A 23,285-nucleotide genomic window follows, 5' to 3' on the forward strand; every position below is an offset into this window, starting at 1 on the left:
GAACCCGCCGTGTCGTTGCCCGGCCACTCGTCGACCACCCCCTCGTGTGAGGTTACTCGCCCAGGGGGTGTGTTTCGTTACCGCCCGTGATCTGCGATGTTCGCGATCGGACGACCGGTTGCCGGCCGTCCTCTGTGCACCGCGGCTACCCGGGGCCGTGTCTCAGCGGGACGACGTGTGGTCGGCCACCAGCTCGTCCAGCCGCCGGCGCGCCGCGGCCACCCGCGCCGGATCCGGGTCGGTCAGTTCCGCTCGCGACGGCAGCACCGCGGTCAGTCCCCAGCCACGCCCGCGGGCCCACGTCGCGTCGTCGACGTCGAGGGTCGTGCGGTACTCGGCGCGGCCCTCGGCCGACAGCACCGACCACGCGGCGATCAGGTCGCAGGCCGGGTCCCCGACCGCCAGCGTGCCGAAGTCGATGACCGCGCTGAGGCGGCCGTTGTGCGACAACAGGTTCGCCGGGGCCGGGTCCCCGTGGATCCAGACCGGCGGGCCCTCCCACGGCGGTGCCGCACGGGCGGTCTCCCAGACCGCGGCCACCGCGTCGAGGTCGACCGGGCCGGCCACGGCCTCGATGCGCGGCGCCAGCCGGGCCGGGGCGATCGCCGAGTCGCGCTCGTCGGTCATCGAGACGCCGCGGAAGCCGTTGCTCCACTGCGGCGGCGGGCCGCCGGTCGCGTCGAGGCCGTGCAACGCCGCGAAGAACCCGGCGAGGGCGGCCGCCACGCCCTCGACCCGGCCGGGGTCGACCGGGCCGCCCGGCAGCCAGCGGTAGACCGACCACGGGAACGGGTAGCCCGCGCCCGGTTCGCCCTCGGCCAGCGGGACCGGGACCGGCAGGGGCAGCTGCGGCGCCAGCCGCGGCAACCACTCCTGCTCGCGCGTCACCTGCCCGATCCACCGCGCGAACCGGGGCAGCCGCACCGACATGTCCGGCCCCAGGCGGTAGGTCGCGTTGTCGACGCCCTGCGCCGGCGCCGGCTCGATCGCGAGCCCCGCCCACCGCGGGAACTGCGTCTCGACGAGGCTGCGGACCACGGGGACCGTGATCGTCGCTTCGGCCGAGGAGAGATCACCGGTGACCACCAAGGACGTCCCCCCTTCGGCACGCCCGGCCGGAGTACGCCGGGCACGGCCGATCACAGCGGGTGCGCACGGGCGCTGTCCACCGAATTTGGCGGCGGTGGTTCACGAAGATCGAGTGCAGTATGATGAGGATTCACGGTTGAGCCGTCAGCCGCTGCCGGACGTATGCGCCGGGGTCGGCAGGCTGCGCACCGGTCCCCCGCTCCTCGTCCGGGTGATCCGCAGCTCGATCCCGCAGCCCGAGGAAAGGTGTGCCGCGATGGTTCCCGAACCACGACCGGCCGGCCACGAACTCACCACGGCCTGGGTGGACGCCCACGGCCGGCTGTCGATCGACGTCGGTCACCCCCGGCCGCGCACCGTGTTCGTGCGGGCGAGAGGCGAGATCGACCTCAGCACCGCGCGCCGGCTCGACGAGGTCCTGCAGTCCCAAGTGGACGGCGCGGTCGACGAGGTGGTCGTCGACCTCGGCGGCGTCACGTTCTTCTCCGTCGCCGGGCTGAACTCGCTCATGCGGGCCCAGCTGCTCGCCGACGCCGCCGGCGCCCGCCTCACGATCGACGCGGAGCACTCGCGCGCGGTCCGCCGGCTGTTCGCCTTGCTGCCGGCGGAAAGCCTCGCCTCCGCCCGGTGAGTCACTCCTCGATCGCGCCGCCGACAGCGCGCAGGTGCGCGCGGAAGGTGAGTGCCGAGTCCGTTTCCCGCGCGGCCAGGAAGTCCGTGAACCGGACCTGGTCCCGCAGCGATTCACCGGCCCGGATCCGGTCGGCCTGACGCCGTTCGGTGTCGCGGATCCCTTCGGCGAGGGTGACCAGCTCCGGCGCACGGTCTCGCGGAAGGAACAGGACACCGTCGTCGTCGCCCAGCACCAGGTCCGAGGACCCGATCCGCCACGAGCCGACGATCGCCTCGGCCAGCCCGCCGTCCACGCGGGGCCCGAGGCTCAGCGGCCCGGTCGGGAGCGAGCCGAGGCTGAACACGGGCAGGCCGATCTCGCGGATGTCGGCGGTGTCGCGGTGCAGGCCCCAGATGACCACCCCGGACAGCCCGGCGGCGCGCGCTTCGAGGACCACGAGGTCGCCGACGCAGCTTTCGTCGAGGCGGCCGCCGTTGTCGACCACCAGCACCCCGCCGGGAACGGCGTGCTCGAACGCCTCCAGGAAGACGTCGACGCTGCCGACGTGCCGGGCCGGGACCGCCGGGCCGAGCAGCCTGCTGCCGGGCACCACCGCGCGGGTCGGCGCCGGGGCGCAGCGCACGGGCAGCCCGGCGCGGATGCAGGCGTCCGCGAGGTGGGCGGTGGTCAGCGTCGCGAAACGCCGCTCGAGATCTTCGTGCTCCATTCCCCGACCCTAATCAGCGGATCGGCGCTTCAGCCACGCGTTTCCGCGGTCAGCCAGGCGAGGTACGCCGCGCTGCCGCCCTCGATCGGCGTGGCGATCACCTCGGGCAGGTCGTAGCTGTGCAGCTGCCCGATCCGCTCGGTCAGCGCGGCGACCCGGTCGGCGGTCGTCTTGATCTCGACGCGCCACTCCTGATCGGTCTGCACCTTGCCCTCCCAGCGGTAGACGCTGGTCACCGGGCCGACGACCTGCGCGCAGGCGCCCAGCCGGGCCTCGATCGCCCGCGCGGCCAGCTCGCGAGCCGCCGCCTCGGAGTCGGTCGTGGTCGTCACGATCACGTGCTCAGCAGCCATGTCGTGAGGCTACCGGCGACGGGACCGCGCGCGGCCGGCCGTGACCGCGAGGCGCGGGCCGCGCTCCCCCGACGGAGCGCGGCCCGCGCCTTCCTCCCGGACTCCCCGGCTCAGGGTGTGGGTTTCGCGCTCGTCGAGGTCGTCGGGGTGGTGGTCGTCGTCGGGGTCGTGGTGCGGGTCGGCGTCGTGGTGCGCGGCGGGGTCTTGCGGCGCGTCGTCGCCGGCGGGTTCGTGTGCGGCGCCGCCACCGTCGCGTGCGTGGTTTCCGGCACCTCGGACGGCGACGGGATGCTGACCAGCGTCGGCGCCTCGCTCGTCGACACCTCCGGCGTCGGGTCACCCGAAGTGCCGCCACCGCCGGAACTGCTGCTGACCGCCACCGCGACGCCGCCGATCGCCACCACCGCGACCGCGCACAACCCGATCACGACCCCGCGCCGCGACGCGCGGCGTCCCGGGCTCGCCCCGTCTGCCTTGCCCCGGCCGAGCGACGGCGGCGGCGCGCCCGCGCCGAATCCCGGCGTGGCCAGCGCGCGCGTCTCCTCACGCGGGGCCGGTGCGCGCCGGGCGTCGGGACGCGCCGGCACTCCCGCCGGCGGTGTGCGCGGCACCGCGACACCCGTCGGCGGCGTCTGCGGTACCTGAGGCACCGGCAGCTGGGCCTGGGTCGCCTGCACCAGCCCGGACCGGCCGGAAGCCAGCGCCGCGGCGCCGAGCGCGACGCCGTACTTCGGGTGGATGTCGACCGCGGTCGGGCGGCCGAGCTCGGCCGACACCAGCTGCGACACCAGCGGGATCCGCGACGAGCCGCCGACCAGCAGCACCGCGCCGAGGTCGGCGGGCCGGAGGTTCGCCGAGCGCAGCGCGCGGTGCAGCGAACCGATCGTCGCGGTGATCGACGGGCGGATCATCTCCTCGAGCTCGCCGCGCGTGAGCCGCACCTCGGTCTGCACCGACGGCAGCAGCACCGGGATGGCCGTCTCGGTGTCCGCGGACAGGGCTTCCTTGGCCAGCACGCACTCCTGGCGCAGCCGCACCACCGCGGCGACCGCGCCGGAGTCGTCCGGGTCGATCTGCGACAGCTTCCCGTCGAGCGCGCGGTCGACGTGCCCGAACACGGCCTCGTCGAAGTCGACGCCACCGAGTCCTTCGATGCCCTCGGGAGAGCCGAGGATCTCGAACCCGCCGCCGCGCTTGCGCAGCACAGTCGCGTCGAACGTGCCGCCGCCGAGGTCGTACACCGCGACGACGGCGCCCTCCTCCAGCCGCTCCTGCGCGGCGTAGTGCGCGGCCGCGGCCTCCGGTTCGGTGATCAGGCCGACGCGGTCGATCCCGGTCAGCTTCGGCACCTGCTCGAACAGCTCCCGCTTGTACGGGCCCCAGTTCGCCGGGTGGGTCAGCGTGATCCGGTCCGGCCGGCCGCCCTGCTGCCCGGCGACCGTCCGCACGACGTGGCCGAGCAGGTGCGCCATCAGCGACGCCACCGAGTGCGGCGCGCCGCCGAGCAGCACCGGCGTCGGGTCGCCGAGGCGCCGCTTGAACTCCCGCGCCACCCGGTCCGGCTCGACGGCCGCCCGCCGGTTCGCCGCGTCCCCGACCAGCACGCTGCCGTCCGCCCGCAGCAGCACCACCGACGGGATGGCCGCCGTGCGGTCGCCGAGCGACACCATCTCGACGTGGCCGGCACTGTCGACGGCGGCGGCCGTGAAGGTCGTGCCGAGGTCGATACCCAGTCCGTAGCCCATTTCAGCCTCCGCCGTCCGCGTGCGCGTGGTGATCATCGAAGTGGTGGTCGTGTTCGGCCGCGTCCGGGACCGGCCGCGGCTCTTCCGGCGGTTCTTCGTGCTCCGGCGGGCCGGCTGGCTCCGGCGGACGCGGGTCGTGCTGGTCGTGCTCATCGTGCTGGTCGTGCGGCTCCGGCGGCGGCTCGTCGGGCGGTTCCGGCTTGGGGTGGTCGAACGGGTGCGCTTCCTTCGGTTCGGGCCGCGAACCGGTCACTTCCCCCGCGTCGTGGTGCGCCGGCTCGGGCTCGTTCGCGAAGCTCGGCTTTTCCGGCGCGAAGCTCAGGTGCTTCGCCGCCGGGTGGTCGGCGAGCGCGGACGACGTCGCCAGCGTCGTCGTCTCGACGGCGACCGGCGCCGCGGCCGGTGCGTCCACTGTGGACGGCTGACGGCTGAAGGTGACGACCGGTGCGCTCGGCGGGCCGGGCACCGACGGCGCGGGCGCGGTGACCGACGTGGTCACCGACGTCCCGCGGGCCCGGTCGCCGACCGTCTCGGTCTGGTGGATGGTCGGCCCGGCCGGCTCGCCGAAGGGGTCTTCGGCGGTCGCCTTCTCGTCGGCGGTGATCCCGACCTCGATCCCCGGCGGGCCGGTCTCGGCCTCGTCGAGCACGACCGTCTCCTCCTGGAAGACCTCGATGTCGCCGTGCCCCGGCGCGTCCGGCGTCAGCTCGAAGCTCAGCGAACCCCGGTGCTCGACGCTGATCGTGCCGTCCGGGTTCTCGTGCACCACGACGTCGGCGTCCTGGAAGATGTCGATGTCCGTGTCGCCGGGGGTGCCGTCGCCGGGCACGACCAGGTGCTGGTGGTCGACGTAGACCTCGTCGTGGCCGTGGTTGTGGACGACGAAGCGTTCCGTCGCGTCGATGACGAAGTTGCCGAAGGCGTCCTCGTGGACGTCGATCTGCTCGAACTCCTCGACGGTCGGCAGGTCCGCCAGCGGCGTGCCGTCGGCGGTCTCCGGGTGCCAGGTCGTCCCGGTCCGCGCTTCGACGGACCCGTCCTCGCCGCGGGTGACACTGGTCGTCTCCACGTGCGGCACGTACTCGTGACCCGAGGTGTCGTGGGGAGTCTCGGCCGGTTCCGGTTCCGGTTCCGGCTGCGGCGGCGGCGGTGGTGCGCCGGGCGACCCCGGCGTGAGCGCGTTGCCCAGCACCTCGGAGACCGTGGCGCCGGCGACGGCGGTGACCGCTTTCTTGACCTTCCCCTGCACGTGGTCGCTCACGACAAGACCTCCGCCCGGGCTTCGCTGAGCAGCATTCCTTCGCACGTACGCACGAGGACGCGGGCCGCGTCGCGGACGTCCCGGGGCGAGGCCGGGTGCTCGGCGCGCCGCTGCCACCTCAGCAGCTGCGCGCCGAGCGCCTGCCGGATCGCCGCGCGGCCGGCGTCGGCCGGCAGGCCCAGCCGGCTCGGCACGTCCACCCCGGTCGCGCCGAGCAGCCGTTCCGCGTCGCGGGCCTCGTCCGTGGTGAACAGCACGACGCCGAGCCGGATCGAGTCGATCAGCTGGATCTCGGCGAACTCGTGCGCGCCGGCGACGACGCGTTCCCATTCGTGCAGCAGCCCGCCGGTGCGATCCGGGTAGGCCCGCAGCACGAGCTCCATCGCCTGCAGCGCCGAGCGCGCCTTGAGGACGTCGGCCCGTGCGGCGAACTGGGTGGTCAGCAGCGATCGGAGGCGGTGCAGGCCGCTGCGGGCCAGCAGCTCCCCCGACAGCGCCCGCGCGCCGGTCACCAGGCCGCCGCCGGTCAGCTCGACGGCCAGCCGGACACCGAACAGGCCGTAGCGGTTCAGCAGGTCCGCGCGCTGCGCCGCCGGGACGTCCACTGCGGACTCCGCGCGGGCGAAGCGGTCCGCCGACGTCAGCAGCCGCGCCAGCTCGTCCTGAGGCGCAGCGGCCAGCACGCCGAACGCGCGGTACTCGGCTTCCTTCAGGGAGGCGGCGGAGCTGGCCAGCAGGCCGGCCACCGGGACCACGGTCTGGCAGAGCCCGCGGACGCGCGGGTCACGGGCGTAGCGCTCGGCGACTTTCGCGGCGGAATCCAGCGCGTCGCCGCGGGCGTGCCCGACCTCGTCGGCCCGGGACAGCACGCCGATCGTGTTGACCGGGCGGCGTTCGGCGGGGTCGTCGTGGAAGGCCTCGAGGAACCGGACGTCGTCGCCGTGCACGTGCCGCATCAGGTAGACGACGGCGTCCGCGGTGCCGACCCCGTCGCGGTCCGGCACCAGGGCGACCTCGGTGCGCTCGGAGACCGACGCCCGCGCCGAACCCAGCCCGGGTGTGTCGATCAGCGTCATCGCCCGCAGCGCCGGGGACGGCCAGTCGACGACCAGGCGGTCGACGTCGTCCGGCGCCACGCCGAGCTCGAGGCCGAGGGTGCCGCTGAGCCGGCCGAACGGCAGCTGCCGCGGCATCCCGCGGACCGGGTGCAGCATGATCCGGTAGGTCGGGCCGTTGCGGTACCAGGTGACGACGCGGGTGCACTCCCCCGCGTCGGTCGCGGCCAGCTCCTGGCCGACCAGCGCGTTGAGCAACGTGGACTTCCCGGCCTTGACCCGGCCCGCGATGGCGACCCGCAGCGGCTCGGCCAGCCGGCCGGCGATCTGCCGCAGTACCGGCTCGGCGGGGGTGCCGGCGTACCCGGCGCACGCGCGGGCGACGAGCCCGCGGACCTGGATGTACAAGGGAGTCATCGGGTCACCGCCGGGAGGGGCGCGGCGTTTGCCTTGGGGGCACTGCGCAGGGTGAGTTCGTCGGCGCGCCGGCCGAGAACCTCGAGGGCTTCGATGTCGGCCTCCAGCCGCTTGAGCTCGCCCGTCTCCGACTCGTCCTCGACCACGGCCTTCTTGGCCGCGGCCAGCGCTTCGGTCAGGGAACGCTGCAGTTCTTCGACGCGCGCGCTGTAGGCGTCGCGGAGTTCCCGCTGGACGGTCCGCATCGCGTCGCGGGAGTCCTTGCCCAGCTGGAGGTTGAACTCGTCGACGAACCGGCGGACGGCGGTCTTGGCCAGGGTGCGGCGTTTCTCCAGCTGCCGCTTGCGCTCGTCGAGGAACCCGGAGCGGCCCATCAGCAGGCCGGCCGCGATGCCGAACGGCGTCGGGATGGCCAGCGCGGCCATCTTCGTGAGCATGGAGAACATCAGGAACCCGCTGTAGGCCTTCTGGAACGCGGCCATCCCGGTGGTGCCGCGGGTCTTGACGCCGGTGAACGACGAGTCGATGGCGATCTCCTCGACCACCTTGACCGGCGCCTGCACCTCGCGCGGCAGCACGGCCTGCGACTCGGCGAGCTCGAAGTGCTCGGCCACCCGGCCGGCCAGGATCCGGGCCTCTTTGACGAACGTCGCGTAGTTCTCCAGCGTCTCGTTCGCCAGCCGCTGCCGCAGCCACTTCTCGAACTCGGGCCAGTTCTTGGCCGGATCGCCCTCTTCGATGGCCTCTTCGGCTTCGTGCAGCACACCGCGCGAGCGGGCGCGCAGGTCGTAGTCCACATCGGACGAAATGTCGGCGAAACCGTCGAAGAGCAGCTGCTGCCACCTGGACGACTGGCTGCGGAGCGCGTCGACGCGGTCGTTCACCCGGGTCAGCTCCGCGATGAGCGCGGCGGACTGCTCGGGGTGGGCCAGCGAGGTGCGGCGCGACCGCAGCGCGGCGTGCAGCTGGCCGACGGCGGACCCGACGTGCAGGCCGACGGCGTTGAGCGCCGAGCGTTCGGCGTCACCGACAACGCCCTGGAGGTGCTTGACGAGCTGCGGGAAGCCGGACTCGACGTTCATCTCCTGGTCGGCCGAGCGGGCCGCGACGGTGCGCAGCTCCGAGGACACCGCGATGGTGTCGATGGTGATGCCGCAGGCGTCGAGGTGGCCGGCGTTGAGCTCGAGGATCCGGCGCCAGTGCGGGTACAGATCGGTTTTGGTGAGCACGAAGAACACCGACGGGCAGAGTTCTTTCACCGTCCGGAGGAACCGCAGCTCGGCGGCGGTCAGCTCCTGCGAGGCGTCGGAGAGGAACAGGACGGCGTGCGCCCGCGGGATCGAGCTGACCGTGACGGCGTTGTGCAGCGAGCCGAGCCCGCCGACGCCGGGGGTGTCGACCAGCACCAGCCCGCCGGAGAGCAGCTGGCGGCTGATCGACGCGGTGACCGACCGCAGCTTCCGGAGGTTGCCGGGGTTGCCGGCTTCACTCACGTGGGACGGCAGGTCTTCGAGCGAGATCTGTTCGGTCCACGGCGGCGACGACGGATCGGCCGGTTCGTAGGTCGCCAGAGCCCCGGACTCCGGCGCGAACCGGACGACCGTCGGCACCGCGGTCGCGATGTCGTCGTCGACCGGGCAGATCTTGGCGGTGAGCAGGGCGTTGATGAGAGAACTCTTGCCCTGCTTGAACTCCCCGACGACGTAGACGGTGATGTCGGGCTCGGACAGCAGGCGCCGGGCGTCGGTGAGGCGCTGGACGAGGTCTTCCCGCCCGTAGGCCTTGGCGCCCTTGACCGCGAGGTCGAGGGTGTCGAGGGCGATCCGCCCCCCGCCGCTCGGCTCCTGCATGACCGCTCCTCAGCGTCTTCGGTGTCTTGGCTGTGTTCTGTCGACGGGCTCAGATGTGGTGGTGGTCGACGTCGTGGTGGTGGTCGGCGTGGTGGTCGTGCTCCGCCGCGTGGTGGTGCTCCTGCTCGTGGCTGTGGTGCTCGGTGGCCGCTTGCTCGTTGAACTGGTCGCCGCCGTGCCCGCCCGAGCCCTGCTCGTTCTGGAAGATGCTCCCGTGACCGCCCGTGGAGGCCTGCTCGTTGAACTGGTTCCCACCGTGGCCACCGGAACCCTGCTGGTTCTGGAAGATGTCGCCGCGGCCGCCCGTGGAAGCCTGCTCGTTGAACTGATTGCCACCGTGCCCGCCCGAGCCCTGCTCGTTCTGGAAAACGTCGCCGCGACCACCGTTCGACGCCTGCTCGTTGAACTGGTTCCCACCGTGCCCGCCGGAACCCTGCTCGTTCTGGAAGATGCTCCCGTGACCGCCGGTCGAGGCCTGCTCGTTGAACTGGTTACCACCGTGGCCACCCGAGCCCTGCTCGTTCTGGAAGATGTCGCCGCGGCCACCGTTCGAGGCCTGCTCGTTGAACTGATTGCCACCGTGCCCGCCCGAGCCCTGCTCGTTCTGGAAAACGTCGCCGCGACCACCGTTCGACGCCTGCTCGTTGAACTGGTTCCCACCGTGGCCACCGGAACCCTGCTCGTTCTGGAAGATCGCGCCGCCGACGCCGCCGGTGGAGGCCTGCTCGTTGAACTGGTCGCCGCCGTGCCCGCCCGAGCCCTGCTCGTTCTGGAACACGTCACTGTGGTGGCCGGCCGAAGCCTGCTCGTTGAACTGGTTGCCGCGCCCGGAGCCTTGCTCGTTCTGGAAGATGTCCCCACGGCCACCGTTCGAGGCCTGCTCGTTGAACTGGTCGCCACCGTGGCCACCCGAGCCCTGCTCGTTCTGGAAGATGTCGCCGCGACCACCGTTCGACGCCTGCTCGTTGAACTGGTCGCCACCGTGACCGCCCGAACCCTGCTGGTTCTGGAAGATGTCGCCGCCGCGACCATCGGTGGAGGCCTGCTCGTTGAACTGGTTCCCACCGTGCCCGCCCGAGCCCTGCTCGTTCTGGAAAACGTCGCCGCGACCACCATTCGACGCCTGCTCGTTGAACTGGTCCCCACCGTGGCCACCCGAGCCCTGCTCGTTCTGGAAGATGTCCCCACGACCGCCACTCGACGCCTGCTCGTTGAACTGGTCGCCGCCGTGACCGCCCGAACCCTGCTCGTTCTGGAAGATGTCCCCACGACCGCCACTCGACGCCTGCTCGTTGAACTGGTCGCCACCGGAACCGCCCGAATCCTGCTCGTTCTGGAAGATGTTCCCCGAGCCGCCGGCCGAGGCCTGCTCGTTGAACTGGTTGCCGCCACCGGAACCCTGCTCGTTCTGGAAAACGTCGCCCGACGAAGTCGTCATCTCGTGCACTCCTGACATTCGGATCGGTGAAGCCCGTGCCCCTCCGTTGTCATCCAGTCTTGGGGCGAACCGGCCGCCGGTCATGAGTAGCGGCCTACTCGGCTTCCCGGCCGGGAACGGGGCGGACTACCTATGGGGCGTCGGCGGGACTACTCCCCACCTCGGGGCGGCCCACCACCGAAGCCAGTTCACGGCGCCCGGAGATACCCAGCTTCGCGTAGACGCCGTGCAGCACGTTGTCGACCGTCCGCACCGACACCACGAGCCGGTCGGCGACCGCGCGGCTCGTCAAGCCCGTCGCCACCAGGCGCGCGATCTCCAGCTCGCGGACCGTCAGGTCCAACGGTGTCTCCAGCAACGCCAGCGCCGGTGTCGCGGCGTCCTCACAGGACGACAGCCACGACCGGGCCCGCTGCGCCGACGTCCCCGCGCTGCCGAGCCGCCCTTCCGCCCGGTGGGCGCGCGCCGCTTCGGCCGCGGCTTCCGCGGCGAGCAGCCGGGCTCCGACGTCGGCGAAGCCGGTCGCCACCTCGTCCAGTGCCTCGGCGTCCCGAGCACGCGCGTGGTCGGCGTACAACGACGCGAGCCGGCCTCCGGGATCCACCGGCGAGGGTGCCTCGCCGCCGAAGCGGACGACGTCGTGTCCCATCTCCGCCGCGAGCGCGAGCCGTCCCTCGGAAAGGGCCGAGGCCGCGGCCGAGGTAGCGAGCTCGGCGGCCCGCGTCAGCTCTCCCCGCGCGGCCGCGCCCCAGGCACGGCTCCACGCGCCGAGCGGCCCCGGAACCTGCGGGGCGTCCGCGGCCTGGCCGGTCATCGCCGTCGCCCGGGCCAGGGCCGCGACGACGGCGGGTCGGAACGCGTGCGGCTGGTCGTGCGCCTCCGTCGCGAGGGCCTCCCGCAGCCAGCGGATCGCGCCGCGGAGGTTGCCGTAGGCGAGCGCGACCGTGCCCAGCGACGCGGACGCGCCGGCCAGCGCCGGGCCCCAGCGGTCGCGGATCGCGTCGCGGTAGCCGTCGCCGGCCAGGTCCTCGGCCTCTTCGACGCGGCCCGCCCCGCAGAGCGCGACGATCCGCGCGTGCTCCAGCCGGGCCCGCGCGCCGGGCGCGTCGGCGTCGGAGATCCGCGCCGCGATCGCCAGCCCTTCTTCGACTACACCGAGGCACGCCTCGACGCGCCCGCTCTCCGCCAGGGCGCCGGCCGCGACGACGAGTGCCGCGAGCCGGAGCGGGTCGCCGCGGCGGTTGCGGTCCAGCACCGGTCCGAGCAGGTCGAGCGCGGCCCCCGCCGCACCCGCGGCCGCCCGCAGGGCCGCGCGGGCCGTCGCCAGCTCGTCCAGCCCGGACGACACCGCCGTCTCTGCCGTGTCCAGCACGGCTTCGGCCTGCTCTGCCCGGCCCAGCCCCAAGGCGAGATTGCGCGCCCGGGTCGCGGCGACGCGGGCGTGCTGCACGTCCGACACCGTCTCGCCGGCCAGCTCGGCCAGCAGGACGTCGGCGTCGGCGTGCCGGCCACCGGCGATCCGGACCTGGGCGAGCAGGAACTTCGCGGCGAACCCGCCGCCCAGCCGGACGGCCTCCTTCGCGAGCTGTTCCGCCTGCGGGAAGTCCTTGCGCAGCAACGTCTCCGCCGCCGCCCGGACCAGCTGCGGGTCGGTCGGCAGCCCGGCCGCGAGCCGCCACCGCACCAGCCTCGGCTTGTCCTCGGCGCGGCGCGCGCCCGTCATGTCCAGGGTCTGCGCGAGGATCCGGTAGGTGTCGCGCTGGCGCAGGGGTGACGTCCGCCGCCGGATCACCTCGGCGTAGAGCGGGTGCGCCAGGCGGACGTCGAGGCGCCGCCCGGTCCGTTCGGACACGACCAGGCCGGCCCGCTCGGTCGACGCGAGCACCCGCCCGGCGCCGAGCCGCACCAGCGGGTCACTGCCCAGGGATTCGCCGAAGGCCAGCAGTTCCAGCAGCCGGCGCTCGTCGGCATCGACGCGGTCGGTGCGGATCTCGATCAGCTCGACCAGCCGCGGGGTGGCCGTCAGGGCTCCGCTCCAGCGCCAGACGCCGTCTTCGGCCGACAGCGAGCCGCTGTCCAGGCCGCCCTGCACGAGTTCGCGCAGGAACAGCGGGTTGCCGAGGGCGAGGTGCCACAGCCGGTGTTCCGCGCCGTCGTCGAGCCGCCCGCCCAGCGCCGCGGTGAACAGTTCCCGGGTTTCCTGGCGGGTGAGTTCGCCGATGTCGAGCCGTTCGGCGACCCGGTCCTTCCACATCGCGAAGACCGGATCGGGCACGCTCACCCCGTGCGGCGCGATCACGATCACGAATGCCGACGCCGTCGCCGCCAATTGGTGCACCAGGGTCGCGGACAAATCGTCGAGCAGGTGCGCGTCGTCGACGCAGAGCACCAGCCGGCGGCCTTCCGCGCCGCGAGTCAGGTGCCCGGCGACCTGGTTGAGCCGGTGCGCCCGGTCGGCCGTGCCGTCCGCGCTGCCCGGCAGCAGGTGGGCGAACGCGCCGAAGGGGATCGTCGAGGCCGACGACATCGCCCGCACCCAGTGCGTGCGGGCACCCCCGGCCTCGAGCTCGGCCAGCAATGCCTTGGCCAGCCGGGTCTTCCCGGCGCCGGCCCGCCCGGTCAGCAGCAGCCCGCACACCTCGGCGTCCCCCAGCGCCCGGCGTGCGAACGCCAGCTCCCGTTCTCGGCCGACCAGCGGCCAGTCCATGCCCACGCGTGTTGCCTCCCCAACCCCTGGCACGGCTTTCCGGTGTCCGCGCACACCTCTTCTCCGGATAATGACGACGCCGGGGCCCGCCAAGTACCGGATTCGCGCGGCAATTTCGCATAAATCGCCGAGCGCACCGGCAAATGCGACAGAACGGACAACGTATCCGCTATTCCGTGAGCATTTCCCGATCATTCATCCGACGTCGTGATCAATGGTTTCCCGGTGATTCTTTTTCCCGGCACACCATGATCCCGACGACCCGTGGCAGGACGACGGCGTTCCAGCCCGCCATCCCGGCGACGAGCCGGGGCTGCGGCCCGCCCGTCCACACGCGCACCTGCCCCGCCCGCAGGTCACTGCCGAGCACCCGCCCCCACGGCACCTTCCCGGCGAACCACCGGTGATCGCGCAGCCCCTCCGCGTCGGCGTCGATCCGCGGGTGCCCGCCGCCCCCGAAGCGGGCCGTCCCACCGGCCGCGATGGCCTCGGCCAGGGTCCGCGCGATCCGCGTGCAGGCCACCGACTCCACCAGTTCGACCAGCCGCCGCCAGGCCTCGCGCGCGCCGTCCAGTTCCGTGGCCGCCGCGTCGAACCCGAAGCGGCACCGCACCGGGCCGCGGGCCAGGCCGAGCGAGTAACTGGCCCGGTGCGGCCGAGCCGCCGCGTGATAGGCGACCCGGTCGACCTCGCCCAGCCGGAAGACCCGGTCACCGATCGCGATCACGTCGCCCCCGGCGGCGAGCGTGCGCCCGCCGCTGCAGACCCGCAGTTCGCCGGAACCGGTGAACGAGAACCTCCCGGCCGCCATCGCGCTACTTACCGGTCTTCGCCAGGCACAGCACGACCCCGGTCTCGCCCTCCTTGCCCTCCCAGAACACCTGGTCGGCGTCGGGGTAGGCGCTGCACGCGCTGACCAGCGCCTCGCTCTGGGTCTTGTCCTCGACCCGCGCGACGACCTTCAGCGTCGCGGTGCTGTCCCCGCAGTCGACGATCTTCACGTAGTTCTCGCCGCTCTCGGTGACGCAGTTGCCGACCTGCGCGTTCTCGCCGTTGGACCGGGTGGCCACCCAGACCAGCGCGAGGATCGCGGCGACCACGACCAAGAAGACGGTGAGCACGATCTTCTGGCGGCGCTTCGGGTTCTTCGCCTTGGGCTGGGGCGCACCGCCGGGCGGCAGGCCGGGCACCCCGGCCTGCGGCGGCACCGGCCCGGTCGGCTCCGGGTACTGGGGTCCGTTTGCCTGGGTCATGACGTTTCCTCCCTCTCCGAACCTGCTGTCACCTCCTGGGCGTTCCATTCCGTTCCACGACGTTCCGCCCGAAGTTCCACCCGGAGTTCGAGACAACACCCACCCCGGCCCGCCAGGATGGGACGGCTTCCCGTTCCCGACGTGAGGACCCGAGGATGACCCGTCTGCCCGCCCTGGCCGCCACCGCAGTGACGGCCGCCGCGCTCCTGACCGGCGGGACCGCCGAGGCCGCGAGCCCGCCGTTCACCGGCTCGGTCTTCCGGGCCACGCACAACAGCTACTCGGGCAACGTCGACGGCGCCAAGAACTCGGTGGCCTACCAGCTCGACCACGGCGTCCGGTTCATCGAGCTCGACGTCCACGACAACGGCTACGCCACTTCGCACGACTACGGCGTCGGCCACGACTCGCCCGGCAACCTCGTCGACCACAGCGGCGGCAACCCGGCCTCGAACAACCTGCGCGACTGGCTGGCCACGGTGAACACGTGGTCGGCGGCGCACCCGGCCGCCGCACCGATCGTCGTCATGCTCGACCTGAAGGACGACCTGACCGACAACGCGAACTTCGCCGCGGGCAACCTCACCGCGCTGAACCAGGAGCTGGAGTCGGTCTTCGGCAGCCGCCTGCTGCAGGCGAAGGACTACCCCGCGGGCCAGCCGACCGTGGACGCGCTGCGCGGCCGCGTGCTGCCGCTGCTCTCCGGTGACGCCGGGACGCGCGCCGAGTACAAACGCGACGTCGGCTACCACCCGGCGGTCGCGCTCAACGGCCGCGGCCAGGTCGTCGAGGTGCACGACTCCGGGGGCGGCGGGCTCTGGTACTGGACCGGCACGTACGGCGCCGACGGGCGGATCACCTGGCTGCGCCACGGGAAGTACGACAACGGCCAGACCCCGGCCGTCGCGCTCAACGACAACGGCGACCTCGTCGAGGTCCACCAGTCGCAGACCGCGACCACCCTCTGGTACCGCGTCGGCAGGCTGGGCGCGGACGGCGAGATCACCTGGCAGGCCAGTCACCAGTACGACAACGGCGTGCTGCCGGGCGTCGTGTTTACCAGCCCCGGCGGGACGCAGCTGCGGGAGATCCACCGCAGCCAGGGAAACAGCCAGAACTGGACGTGGAACGGCACGCTCTCGGGCACGACGGTCGCGTGGACCGGCAACGCCAAGACATCCGACGCCCGGTTCCCGATCGCGACCGCGACCAGCGGCAGCCGGACGGTGACGGTCCGGACCGCCGCGGACGGCCCGACCCCGGCCCAGACGCTGCGGGCGGACACGAGCGGCGTGACCGGTGACCGGATCCGCTACCGCCAGGTCGCCTTCGACGAGTTCCAGAAGGGCGACAGCGCCGAGCTGCAGGACGGCGCGCTGTTCTACGGCGCGCCCGCGACGGAGTCGGCGTTCATCACCGCGGCCCGCCAGGCCGGCAAGCTGGTGCGCGGCTGGGACTTCGACTCGGCGAGCGAAGCGACGACACCGCCGGCGAGCTATCCGGCGTCCAACCACCCGTACGACGCCTGGTACGAGAACCTGCTCACCCAGAACGGCGCGGTCCAGTAGCGAAAGCCCGCTTCAGGGGCGGTAGCAGCAGCGGTTGCCGGTCTGGACGCCGTCGCGCAGGACGTCGCCGATCACCGCGTCCGCCGCCGCGATGCGGGTCAGGGCGCGGCGGATCGCCTTGCCGACGGCGATCCGCGCCTTCTCCTCGACGCCGGTGAACTCGCGGACGCGCCCGGCCAGCCCGGCCGCCGCCGAGAGCTCGCCGACCAGCCAGTCGCGCTCGGACCGCACCCGCTCGGCGCGGCCGTCGTCGTGGTTGGCCTCGTGCTCGTCGAGCTCGGCTTCCAGGGTGGCCAGCCACTTGCGGTAGTGGCTGGTCGCCGCCGGGTCGAGCACCGGCTGCGAAGACGTCGTCGCGGCCGTCACGCCGGGGCCGGCGGCCAGGTCGATCGCCGACAGCTCGTAACCCGGGTTGTCCAGCAGCGTGGCGAGGTAGCCCATGCCGACGCTGTGCTCGACCAGCACCGACCGGCCGCCCAGGGCGAACAGCCAGTGTTTGCCCTGCCGCCGGCAGGTGACGCGGCCGGCCGGCCGCTCCGGCGCGGCGGGCAACGCCATGCCGAGGTCCGCCGCTTCCCGGGTCGCCGCCGCCCGCTCTTCCGACGCCTCGGCCGCGTGGCCCAGCACCGCCAGCGCCTGCGCGAGCCGGGCCCGCGAGAGCGCGACAGCCGGCCAGTGCGCCAGCGCCAGGTTGTCGCGCACCGCCGCCCGGAAGTGCGTGACGGCCCGCTCGGGCTCGCCCGCGGTCAGCATCGCCACGCCCAGCGCGTGCTGCACCGAACCGAAGCAGGCGACCGCGAGGCTGGCCGTCATCGGCAGCCGCGCGAAGGGCGTCAGCAGCGCGTACGCGGCGAGCGCGGATTCGACGTCCGAGACCAGGCACGCCGACTCGACGATGCCGTACATCGACACCAGCCAGCTGCTCGACCGCTGCAGCAGCGCCAGATCGCGCCCGCGCAGCCGCGCCAGCGCCCCGGCCGCCTCACGCTGGTCCCCGGCCGACGCGGCGGCGACGGCCAGCCCGGCGACGAGCGCGTTGTCGACCGCGCTGAGCGTCGGCGAATGCACCGTCTCCCGCAGCACCGGCAACAGCTCGGCGACGCGGCCCTGGTACCAGCGGATGGCGCCGAGTTGCGCGGTGTACCAGCCGGTCGCGTCGGCGTCGCCGGCCAGCTCACCGCGCTGGGCACAGGCGGCGGCCCGTTCTTCGGCCTCGTCGAACCGGCCGGCGCGGATGCGGAGCATGACGTCGATCGCGTCGAGGACGAAGCCGACCGCGAGGTGGTCCCGCTCGGCCAGCAGGCTCCGCAGGTCGGCGAGCCCGCGCTGGGCGTGCGAGTCGCCGTCCAGGAACAGGTCGACGGTCCGCCACAGCAGGCCCATCAGCAGATCGCTGCGCCGCGACGTCCGGAAGCCTTCGGTGATCAGTTCCTGGGCCAGCGCCCGGCGCTGGCCGCCGTGGTCCGGCCCGAGCAGGCAGTGGTGGGCCAGGCTCGCGGCCTCGGCCCAGGCGACCGGGTCACCCGCGCGCTTGACCTCCTCCAGCACGGCCAGGATCTCGTTGCTCTCCCCCGCCACGTAGTCCGCTTCGCCCGCCAGCCGCGCCTTCAGCCGCAACGCCAGCGAAGAACCCGGGTCGACGGCGGTCCGCGCGCTGCGCAACCGCGCCTGCAGCAACGCCGCCGCGGGCGCGCTGCGGTGTTCGTGCACCCACAACCCGGCCAGGCCCAGCGCGGCGCGGGCCATCCCGTCGCCGTCGCACTCCTGTTCCGCGGCGCGATAGGCGCGGTCGAACCACTCCCGGCCCGCGCGCAGGTCCCCGTCCGCTTCGAGCGCGCGTTCGCCCCTGCGCAGCAGCTCGCCGACCTCCGTCGTCACCGACGGCGTTTCCATCCCCAGCATTGCCGGCCCCTCTCCCCCGCGAGAATGGTCCTCCCGGAGCCTGGCCCGGTCAACAAGCGAAAACCATCGGGAAAGCCCCGCGTGCGGCCGGGGATTTTCCACCTGCGCGACCGCCCGCTGTCCACTCGCGACAGTCACGCGCCGGGCGCTGACGGTGGTTGTCAGCACTTCGCCGGCGACCGGTAAGCCCCCGCCGCGACGCTCTGCGCCATGACCGACAACGCCCCGAACGACAACACCCTGAAAAACCTCGAGGTCCTGATCTCCGGCGCGAGCATCGCCGGCCCGGCCCTCGCGTACTGGCTGGCCCGCTACGGCTGCACCGTCACCGTCGTCGAACGCGCCCCGTCGGTGCGGCCCGGCGGCCAGGCCGTCGACTTCAAGGGCCCCACGCACCGGACCGTGCTGGAGCGGATGGGCATCCTCGACGAGGTCCGCGAGCGCGCGACCGGCGGGCAGGACCAGACCATCGTCGACGCCGCCGGGAAGCCCCGGGCCGTGATCCCGGGCGAGTTCACCGGCGGCGAGATCGAGATCCGCCGCGGCGACCTGGCCGACCTGCTGTACGAGCACACCGCCGCCGGCTGCGAGTACCTGTTCGGCGACACCATCACGGCGCTGACCGAGACGGCCGACGGCGTCGACGTCACCTTCGCGAAGGCCGGACCGCGCACCTTCGACCTCGTCGTCGGCGCGGACGGCATCCACTCGAACGTCCGGCGGCTGGCCTTCGGCCCGGAACGCGACTACGTCGAGTTCCTCGGCCACTACTACGCACTGGCCGAGCTCGGCGAGGGCATCGGCGACGGCGAACCGGTGATGTACAACGAGCCCGGCCGGATGGCCGCGGTCGGCGGACCCAAGGCGTCGGCGTTCTTCGTCTTCGCCTCACCGGAGCTCGACTACGACCGCATCGACACCGAGCGGCAGCGCGAACTGCTGATCGACGCCTACCGCGGCGTCGGCTGGCGGGTGCCCGAGCTGCTGACGAAGGTGCCGCGGGCTCGCGAGTTCTACCTCGACTCGCTCGCCCGCGTCACGATCGACCGCTATTCGCGCGGCCGCGTCGTGCTGCTCGGCGACGCCGCCTACGGCAACACCCTCGGCGGCTTCGGGACCGGCCTCGCGATCGTCGGCGCGTACGTGCTCGCTGGCGAGCTGCTCGCGGCCGGAGGCGACCACCGCGCCGCCTTCGCCCGCTACGAAGAGCAGTTCCGCCGCTACGCCAGGATCTCGCAGCGCGGCAGCGCGGGCCCGTTCCTCGCGCCGCCGTCCCGGCTGCGGATCAGAATGCGGGACTGGACGTTCAAGTCCCGCTTCCTGCTCCGCATGCTGCTCAAGGCGACCGACAAGTTCGCCACCGGCATCGAGCTGAAGGACTACGCCTCGGGCTCGTAGGCCAGGTTGGGCCGCAGCCACTGCTCGACCTCGGCGACCTCGACACCCTTGCGGCGCGCGTAGTCCTCGATCTGGTCGCGGTTGAGCCGCCCGACGGTGAAGTACTTCGCGTCCGGGTGGGCGAAGATCAGCCCGGACACGCTCGCCGCCGGCGTCATGGCGAACGACTCGGTCAGGGCCATGCCCAGCTCGTCGGCTTCCAGGAGCTCGAACAGCTCGCGCTTCTGGCTGTGGTCGGGGCTCGCCGGGTAGCCGAGCGCCGGGCGGATGCCGCGGAAGCGCTCCGCGTGCAGGTCCTCCAGCTTCGGGTCGGCGTCCGGCTCGAACCAGTCACGGCGGGCCTTGAGGTGGATGTACTCGGCGAACGCCTCGGCGAGCCGGTCGGCCAGCGCCTTGACCATGATCGCGCGGTAGTCGTCCTGCTCGGCCTCGTACTTGGCCGCGAGCTTTTCGGCCCCGTGGATGGCGACGGCGAAGCCGCCGAGGTGGTCGCCCTCGGGTGCGATGTAGTCGGCGAGGCAGCGGTTCGCGCGGTCCATCGGCTTCGACGTCTGCTGCCGCAGCATCGGGAACCCGATGTGCGAGAACTCGCCGTCGAGCAGGATGTCGTCGCCCTCGGTGTGCGCCGGCCAGTACGCGTAGGCGCCCTTCGCCCGGAAACTGCCCTCGGCGATGATCTGGTCGAGCAGCGTGGTCGCGTCGTCGAACAGCTCGCGGGCGACCGGCTGGTCCAGGATCGCCGGGTACTTGCCCTTGAGCTCCCAGGCCAGGAACAGGAACTGCCAGTCGATCATCTCGCGCAGCTCGGTGATGCTCGGCTCCACGACGCGGACGCCGGTGAACTGCGGCGTCGGCAGATCGGCGAACGACACCTTCTCCGGGTTCGCGCGGGCCTGCTCGAGGCCGAGCATCGGCCGGCGCTGCTTGTTGGCGTGCTGCTCGCGCAGCACCTCCTGGTCGGCCCGGTTCTTCTCGGCCAGCACGATCGAGCGGTCGGGGTCGAGCAGGTCGGACACGACGCCGACCACGCGCGACGCGTCGAGCACGTGCACCGTCGCGTTGTCGTAGGCGGGCGCGATGCGGACCGCGGTGTGCTGGCGCGACGTCGTCGCGCCGCCGATCAGCAGCGGCATCTTCAGGCCGCGGCGCTGCATCTCGTTGGCGACGTTGACCATCTCGTCGAGCGACGGCGTGATCAGCCCGGACAGGCCGACCGCGTCGGCGCCCTCGGTGACCGCGATGTCGAGGATCTTCGCCGCCGGCACCATCACGCCGAGGTCGATCACCTCGTAGTTGTTGCAGCCGAGGACCACGCCGACGATGTTCTTGCCGATGTCGTGGACGTCGCCCTTGACCGTGGCGAGCACGACCTTGCCCTGACCGTTGGACACCTCGGCGCGGCCGGCCAGCCGGGCCTCTTCCTTCTCGGCCTCCATGAACGGCTCGAGGTAGGCCACCGAACGCTTCATCACGCGCGCGCTCTTGACCACCTGCGGCAGGAACATCTTGCCGGCGCCGAACAGGTCGCCGACGATCTTCATGCCGTCCATCAGCGGGCCTTCGATCACCTCGAGCGGCCGGGCCTTGACCTGGCGCGCCTCTTCGGTGTCTTCCTCGATGTAGTCGACGATGCCGTGCACGAGCGCGTGCGACAGCCGCTCCTCGACCGTGCCTTCGCGCCACGACAGGTCCACGACGCGCTTGGTGCCGCTGCCCTTGACGTTCTCGGCGAAGGTAACCAGCCGGTCGGTGGCGTCCTCGCGGCGGTCGAAGAGCACGTCCTCGACCAGTTCGAGCAGCTCCGGCGGGATGTCCTGGTAGACCGCGAGCTGGCCGGCGTTGACGATGCCCATGTCCAGGCCGACCTGGACGGCGTGGAACAGGAACGCCGAGTGCATCGCCTCGCGGACGATGTCGTTGCCGCGGAAGGAGAACGACAGGTTCGAGATGCCGCCGCTGATGTGGACGCCCGGGCAGCGCTCCTTGATCCGGGGCAGCGCGTCGATGAACGCCTTCGCGTAGCCGTTGTGCTCGCTGATGCCGGTGGCGACGGCCAGCACGTTCGGGTCGAAGATGATGTCCTCGCCGGCGAACCCGGCCTTCTGCGTGAGCAGGTCGTACGCGCGGCCGCAGATGGCGACCTTGCGGTCGGCGGTGTCGGCCTGGCCCTGCTCGTCGAAGGCCATCACGACGACGCCGGCGCCGTAGTTGCGGATGATCCGGGCCTGGGCGAGGAACGGCTCCTCGCCCTCCTTCAGGCTGATCGAGTTGACGACGCCCTTGCCCTGGATGCAGCGCAGACCGGCTTCGAGCACGGTCCACTTCGAGCTGTCGACCATCACCGGGATGCGGGCGACCTCGGGCTCGGTGGCGATGAGGTTGAGGAACGTCGTCATCGCCTCCTCGCTGTCGAGCAGGTCGGCGTCCATGTTGACGTCCAGCAGGTTCGCCCCGCCGCGGACCTGCTCCAGCGCGACGTCGACGGCGGCCTGGTGGTCGTCGGACTCGATGAGCCGGCGGAACCGCTTGGAGCCGGTGACGTTGGTGCGCTCGCCGATCATCACGAACCCGGTGTCGGCGCTGATGCCGAACGGCTCGAGCCCGCTGAACCGGGTGTGGGTGCGCGGCGCGGGGACCTCGCGCGGGGCGACGCCCTTCGCCGCGGCGGCGATCTGCTTGATGTGGGCCGGGCTGGTGCCGCAGCAGCCGCCGACCAGGTTGACCAGGCCGTCGCGGGCGAAGCCGCCGATCAGCCCGGCGGTCTCCTCGGGCGTCTGGTCGTACCCGCCGAACGCGTTCGGGAGGCCGGCGTTCGGGTGACAGGCGACGTAGGAGTCGGCGATCCGCGAAAGTTCCTCGACGTGCGGGCGCATCTCCTCGGCGCCCAGCGAGCAGTTGACCCCCACGACCAGCGGCTTCGCGTGCTCGATCGAGCTCCAGAACGCCTCGACGGTCTGGCCCGAGAGGGTCCGCCCGCTCAGGTCGACGATGGTGACCGAGATCCACAGCGGCAGCTGCGGCGCGACGTCGCGCGCGGCGGCGATGGCGGCCTTGCAGTTGAGCGTGTCGAAGATGGTCTCGATCATCAGCAGGTCGACGCCGCCTTCGACGAGGCCGGCGATCTGTTCCGCGTAAGCGGCCTTCACCTGCTCGAACGTGACGGCGCGGTACGCCGGGTCGTCGACCTTCGGCGACAGGCTGAGCGTGACGTTGAGCGGGCCGATCGACCCGGCGACGAACCGGCCGCCGAACTCGTCGGCCGCCTGGCGGGCCAGCTGCGCGCCGCGGACGTTCATCTCGTGGACGTGGGCCTGCAGCCCGTAGTCCGCCTGGCCGATGCTGGTGGCGGTGAAGGTGTTGGTCGTGGTGATGTCCGCGCCGGCCGCGAGGTACTGGCGGTGCACGTCGAGGATGACGTCCGGACGGGTGATGTTGAGCAGGTCCGGGTCGCCGGTGACGTCGTGCGTGTGCTCGCCGAAGCGGTCGCCGACGTAGTCGGCCGGGGTCAGCCCGGCGCCCTGCAGCATCGTGCCCCAAGCGCCGTCGAGGACCGCGACCCGCTGGCTGAGCAGCTCGCGCAGCCGCGCGGTGGCCTCGGATTCGTGCGGGGTGATCGGGTTCACCGGCAGCCTCCCTCAGTCGGGAGGCGCCCTTGGGTGGTCACTGCCGGCCGAGCGTGGCGGACCCCCGGGCCCGTTGCAGCGCCTCTCGGCCTGTGAACCAGGGTACTGGAACCCCCGCCCGGGACACCATCCCGCCCCGCGGGGCCGTCCACTGGCTGGGACGCCACGCGCGAGCGTCCACAATGGATCGTCGGCTCCACTTGCCACCACCCCGTTCCGACCGGCCGTTTCCGGGCTCACCCACTATGGCCCGGCAGACCTCGGCTCTCTGCTTCCTGTCTGCTTA

16 protein-coding genes are annotated in these 23,285 nt (G+C 72.6%); 3 read left to right on the forward strand and 13 right to left on the reverse strand.

The window, feature by feature from the left end; all coding sequences use genetic code 11:
• Window positions 1–162 precede the first annotated feature (162 nt).
• On the reverse strand, window positions 163–1,086 hold the full coding sequence (locus OHS18_RS07735) for an aminoglycoside phosphotransferase family protein (RefSeq protein WP_328618491.1): 924 nt from the start codon (window positions 1,084–1,086) through the stop codon (window positions 163–165).
• A 259-nt stretch (window positions 1,087–1,345) separates the two neighbouring features.
• Between OHS18_RS07735 and OHS18_RS07740 the strand changes: the two genes are divergently transcribed.
• The gene (locus OHS18_RS07740; RefSeq protein WP_328616465.1) at window positions 1,346–1,720 is read left to right on the forward strand and encodes an STAS domain-containing protein; all 375 of its coding nucleotides are present in this window, start codon (window positions 1,346–1,348) and stop codon (window positions 1,718–1,720) included.
• Between the two features lies 1 nt (window position 1,721).
• Here the strand turns inward: OHS18_RS07740 and OHS18_RS07745 are convergent, their stop codons facing one another.
• From OHS18_RS07745 to OHS18_RS07790, 10 genes are all read right to left on the reverse strand, one after another.
• Window positions 1,722–2,429, reverse strand: a complete 708-nt coding sequence (locus OHS18_RS07745; protein ID WP_328616466.1) for an RraA family protein — start codon at window positions 2,427–2,429, stop codon at window positions 1,722–1,724.
• A 29-nt stretch (window positions 2,430–2,458) separates the two neighbouring features.
• On the reverse strand, window positions 2,459–2,782 hold the full coding sequence (cutA, locus tag OHS18_RS07750; RefSeq protein ID WP_328454533.1) for a divalent-cation tolerance protein CutA: 324 nt from the start codon (window positions 2,780–2,782) through the stop codon (window positions 2,459–2,461).
• A gap of 110 nt (window positions 2,783–2,892) precedes the next feature.
• The gene (locus OHS18_RS07755; RefSeq protein WP_328616467.1) at window positions 2,893–4,527 is read right to left on the reverse strand and encodes an Hsp70 family protein; all 1,635 of its coding nucleotides are present in this window, start codon (window positions 4,525–4,527) and stop codon (window positions 2,893–2,895) included.
• Between the two features lies 1 nt (window position 4,528).
• Window positions 4,529–5,788: a hypothetical protein gene (locus OHS18_RS07760; protein ID WP_328616468.1), complete on the reverse strand. Its 1,260-nt coding sequence runs from the start codon at window positions 5,786–5,788 to the stop codon at window positions 4,529–4,531.
• Window positions 5,785–7,260 carry a dynamin family protein gene (locus OHS18_RS07765; protein ID WP_328616469.1) on the reverse strand — a complete coding sequence of 492 codons (1,476 nt, stop codon included), beginning with the start codon at window positions 7,258–7,260 and terminating at the stop codon, window positions 5,785–5,787. The genes OHS18_RS07760 and OHS18_RS07765 overlap by 4 nt, the downstream gene beginning before the upstream one ends.
• Complete coding sequence (locus OHS18_RS07770) at window positions 7,257–9,110, reverse strand: dynamin family protein (RefSeq protein ID WP_328616470.1); 1,854 nt, start codon at window positions 9,108–9,110, stop codon at window positions 7,257–7,259. The genes OHS18_RS07765 and OHS18_RS07770 overlap by 4 nt, the downstream gene beginning before the upstream one ends.
• Before the next feature lie 49 nt (window positions 9,111–9,159).
• Window positions 9,160–10,548, reverse strand: coding sequence for a glycoprotein (locus OHS18_RS07775; protein WP_328616471.1), 1,389 nt, complete (start codon window positions 10,546–10,548; stop codon window positions 9,160–9,162).
• A gap of 130 nt (window positions 10,549–10,678) precedes the next feature.
• On the reverse strand, window positions 10,679–13,255 hold the full coding sequence (locus OHS18_RS07780) for an AAA family ATPase (protein ID WP_328618492.1): 2,577 nt from the start codon (window positions 13,253–13,255) through the stop codon (window positions 10,679–10,681).
• Window positions 13,256–13,466: 211 nt separating this feature from the next.
• Complete coding sequence (locus OHS18_RS07785) at window positions 13,467–14,066, reverse strand: hypothetical protein (protein WP_328616472.1); 600 nt, start codon at window positions 14,064–14,066, stop codon at window positions 13,467–13,469.
• Window positions 14,067–14,070: 4 nt separating this feature from the next.
• Entirely contained in the window at window positions 14,071–14,508 is a 438-nt protein-coding gene (locus OHS18_RS07790) for an LppU/SCO3897 family protein (protein WP_328616473.1), read from the reverse strand.
• 155 nt (window positions 14,509–14,663) lie between these two features.
• Here OHS18_RS07790 and OHS18_RS07795 point away from each other — a divergent pair, with 155 nt between their 5' ends.
• Window positions 14,664–16,076, forward strand: a complete 1,413-nt coding sequence (locus tag OHS18_RS07795) for a hypothetical protein (RefSeq protein ID WP_328616474.1) — start codon at window positions 14,664–14,666, stop codon at window positions 16,074–16,076.
• Window positions 16,077–16,088: 12 nt separating this feature from the next.
• Here OHS18_RS07795 and OHS18_RS07800 read toward each other — a convergent pair whose 3' ends face one another.
• Window positions 16,089–17,978, reverse strand: coding sequence for a hypothetical protein (locus OHS18_RS07800; RefSeq protein WP_328616475.1), 1,890 nt, complete (start codon window positions 17,976–17,978; stop codon window positions 16,089–16,091).
• 240 nt (window positions 17,979–18,218) lie between these two features.
• Here OHS18_RS07800 and OHS18_RS07805 point away from each other — a divergent pair, with 240 nt between their 5' ends.
• Window positions 18,219–19,376: an FAD-dependent monooxygenase gene (locus OHS18_RS07805; RefSeq protein WP_328458919.1), complete on the forward strand. Its 1,158-nt coding sequence runs from the start codon at window positions 18,219–18,221 to the stop codon at window positions 19,374–19,376.
• Here the strand turns inward: OHS18_RS07805 and metH are convergent.
• Complete coding sequence (metH, locus tag OHS18_RS07810; RefSeq protein ID WP_328616476.1) at window positions 19,358–22,999, reverse strand: methionine synthase; 3,642 nt, start codon at window positions 22,997–22,999, stop codon at window positions 19,358–19,360. The two genes, OHS18_RS07805 and metH, sit on opposite strands and share 19 nt — an antisense overlap.
• Between the last annotated feature and the right edge of the window lie 286 nt (window positions 23,000–23,285).

The organism is Amycolatopsis sp. NBC_00355 (genome assembly GCF_036104975.1).
Taxonomy (GTDB): Bacteria; Actinomycetota; Actinomycetes; order Mycobacteriales; family Pseudonocardiaceae; genus Amycolatopsis.

Excerpts from the sequence above, each read along its gene's own strand:
- OHS18_RS07740 (WP_328616465.1), top strand. The coding sequence starts at position 1,346 with ATGGTTCCCGAACCACGACCGGCCGGCCACGAACTCACCACGGCCTGG.
- OHS18_RS07745 (WP_328616466.1), bottom strand. The coding sequence starts at position 2,429 with ATGGAGCACGAAGATCTCGAGCGGCGTTTCGCGACGCTGACCACCGCC.
- cutA (WP_328454533.1), bottom strand. The coding sequence starts at position 2,782 with ATGGCTGCTGAGCACGTGATCGTGACGACCACGACCGACTCCGAGGCG.
- OHS18_RS07755 (WP_328616467.1), bottom strand. The coding sequence starts at position 4,527 with ATGGGCTACGGACTGGGTATCGACCTCGGCACGACCTTCACGGCCGCC.
- OHS18_RS07765 (WP_328616469.1), bottom strand. The coding sequence starts at position 7,260 with ATGACTCCCTTGTACATCCAGGTCCGCGGGCTCGTCGCCCGCGCGTGC.
- OHS18_RS07770 (WP_328616470.1), bottom strand. The coding sequence starts at position 9,110 with ATGCAGGAGCCGAGCGGCGGGGGGCGGATCGCCCTCGACACCCTCGAC.
- OHS18_RS07775 (WP_328616471.1), bottom strand. The coding sequence starts at position 10,548 with ATGACGACTTCGTCGGGCGACGTTTTCCAGAACGAGCAGGGTTCCGGT.
- OHS18_RS07780 (WP_328618492.1), bottom strand. The coding sequence starts at position 13,255 with ATGGACTGGCCGCTGGTCGGCCGAGAACGGGAGCTGGCGTTCGCACGC.
- OHS18_RS07785 (WP_328616472.1), bottom strand. The coding sequence starts at position 14,066 with ATGGCGGCCGGGAGGTTCTCGTTCACCGGTTCCGGCGAACTGCGGGTC.
- OHS18_RS07790 (WP_328616473.1), bottom strand. The coding sequence starts at position 14,508 with ATGACCCAGGCAAACGGACCCCAGTACCCGGAGCCGACCGGGCCGGTG.
- OHS18_RS07795 (WP_328616474.1), top strand. The coding sequence starts at position 14,664 with ATGACCCGTCTGCCCGCCCTGGCCGCCACCGCAGTGACGGCCGCCGCG.
- OHS18_RS07800 (WP_328616475.1), bottom strand. The coding sequence starts at position 17,978 with ATGCTGGGGATGGAAACGCCGTCGGTGACGACGGAGGTCGGCGAGCTG.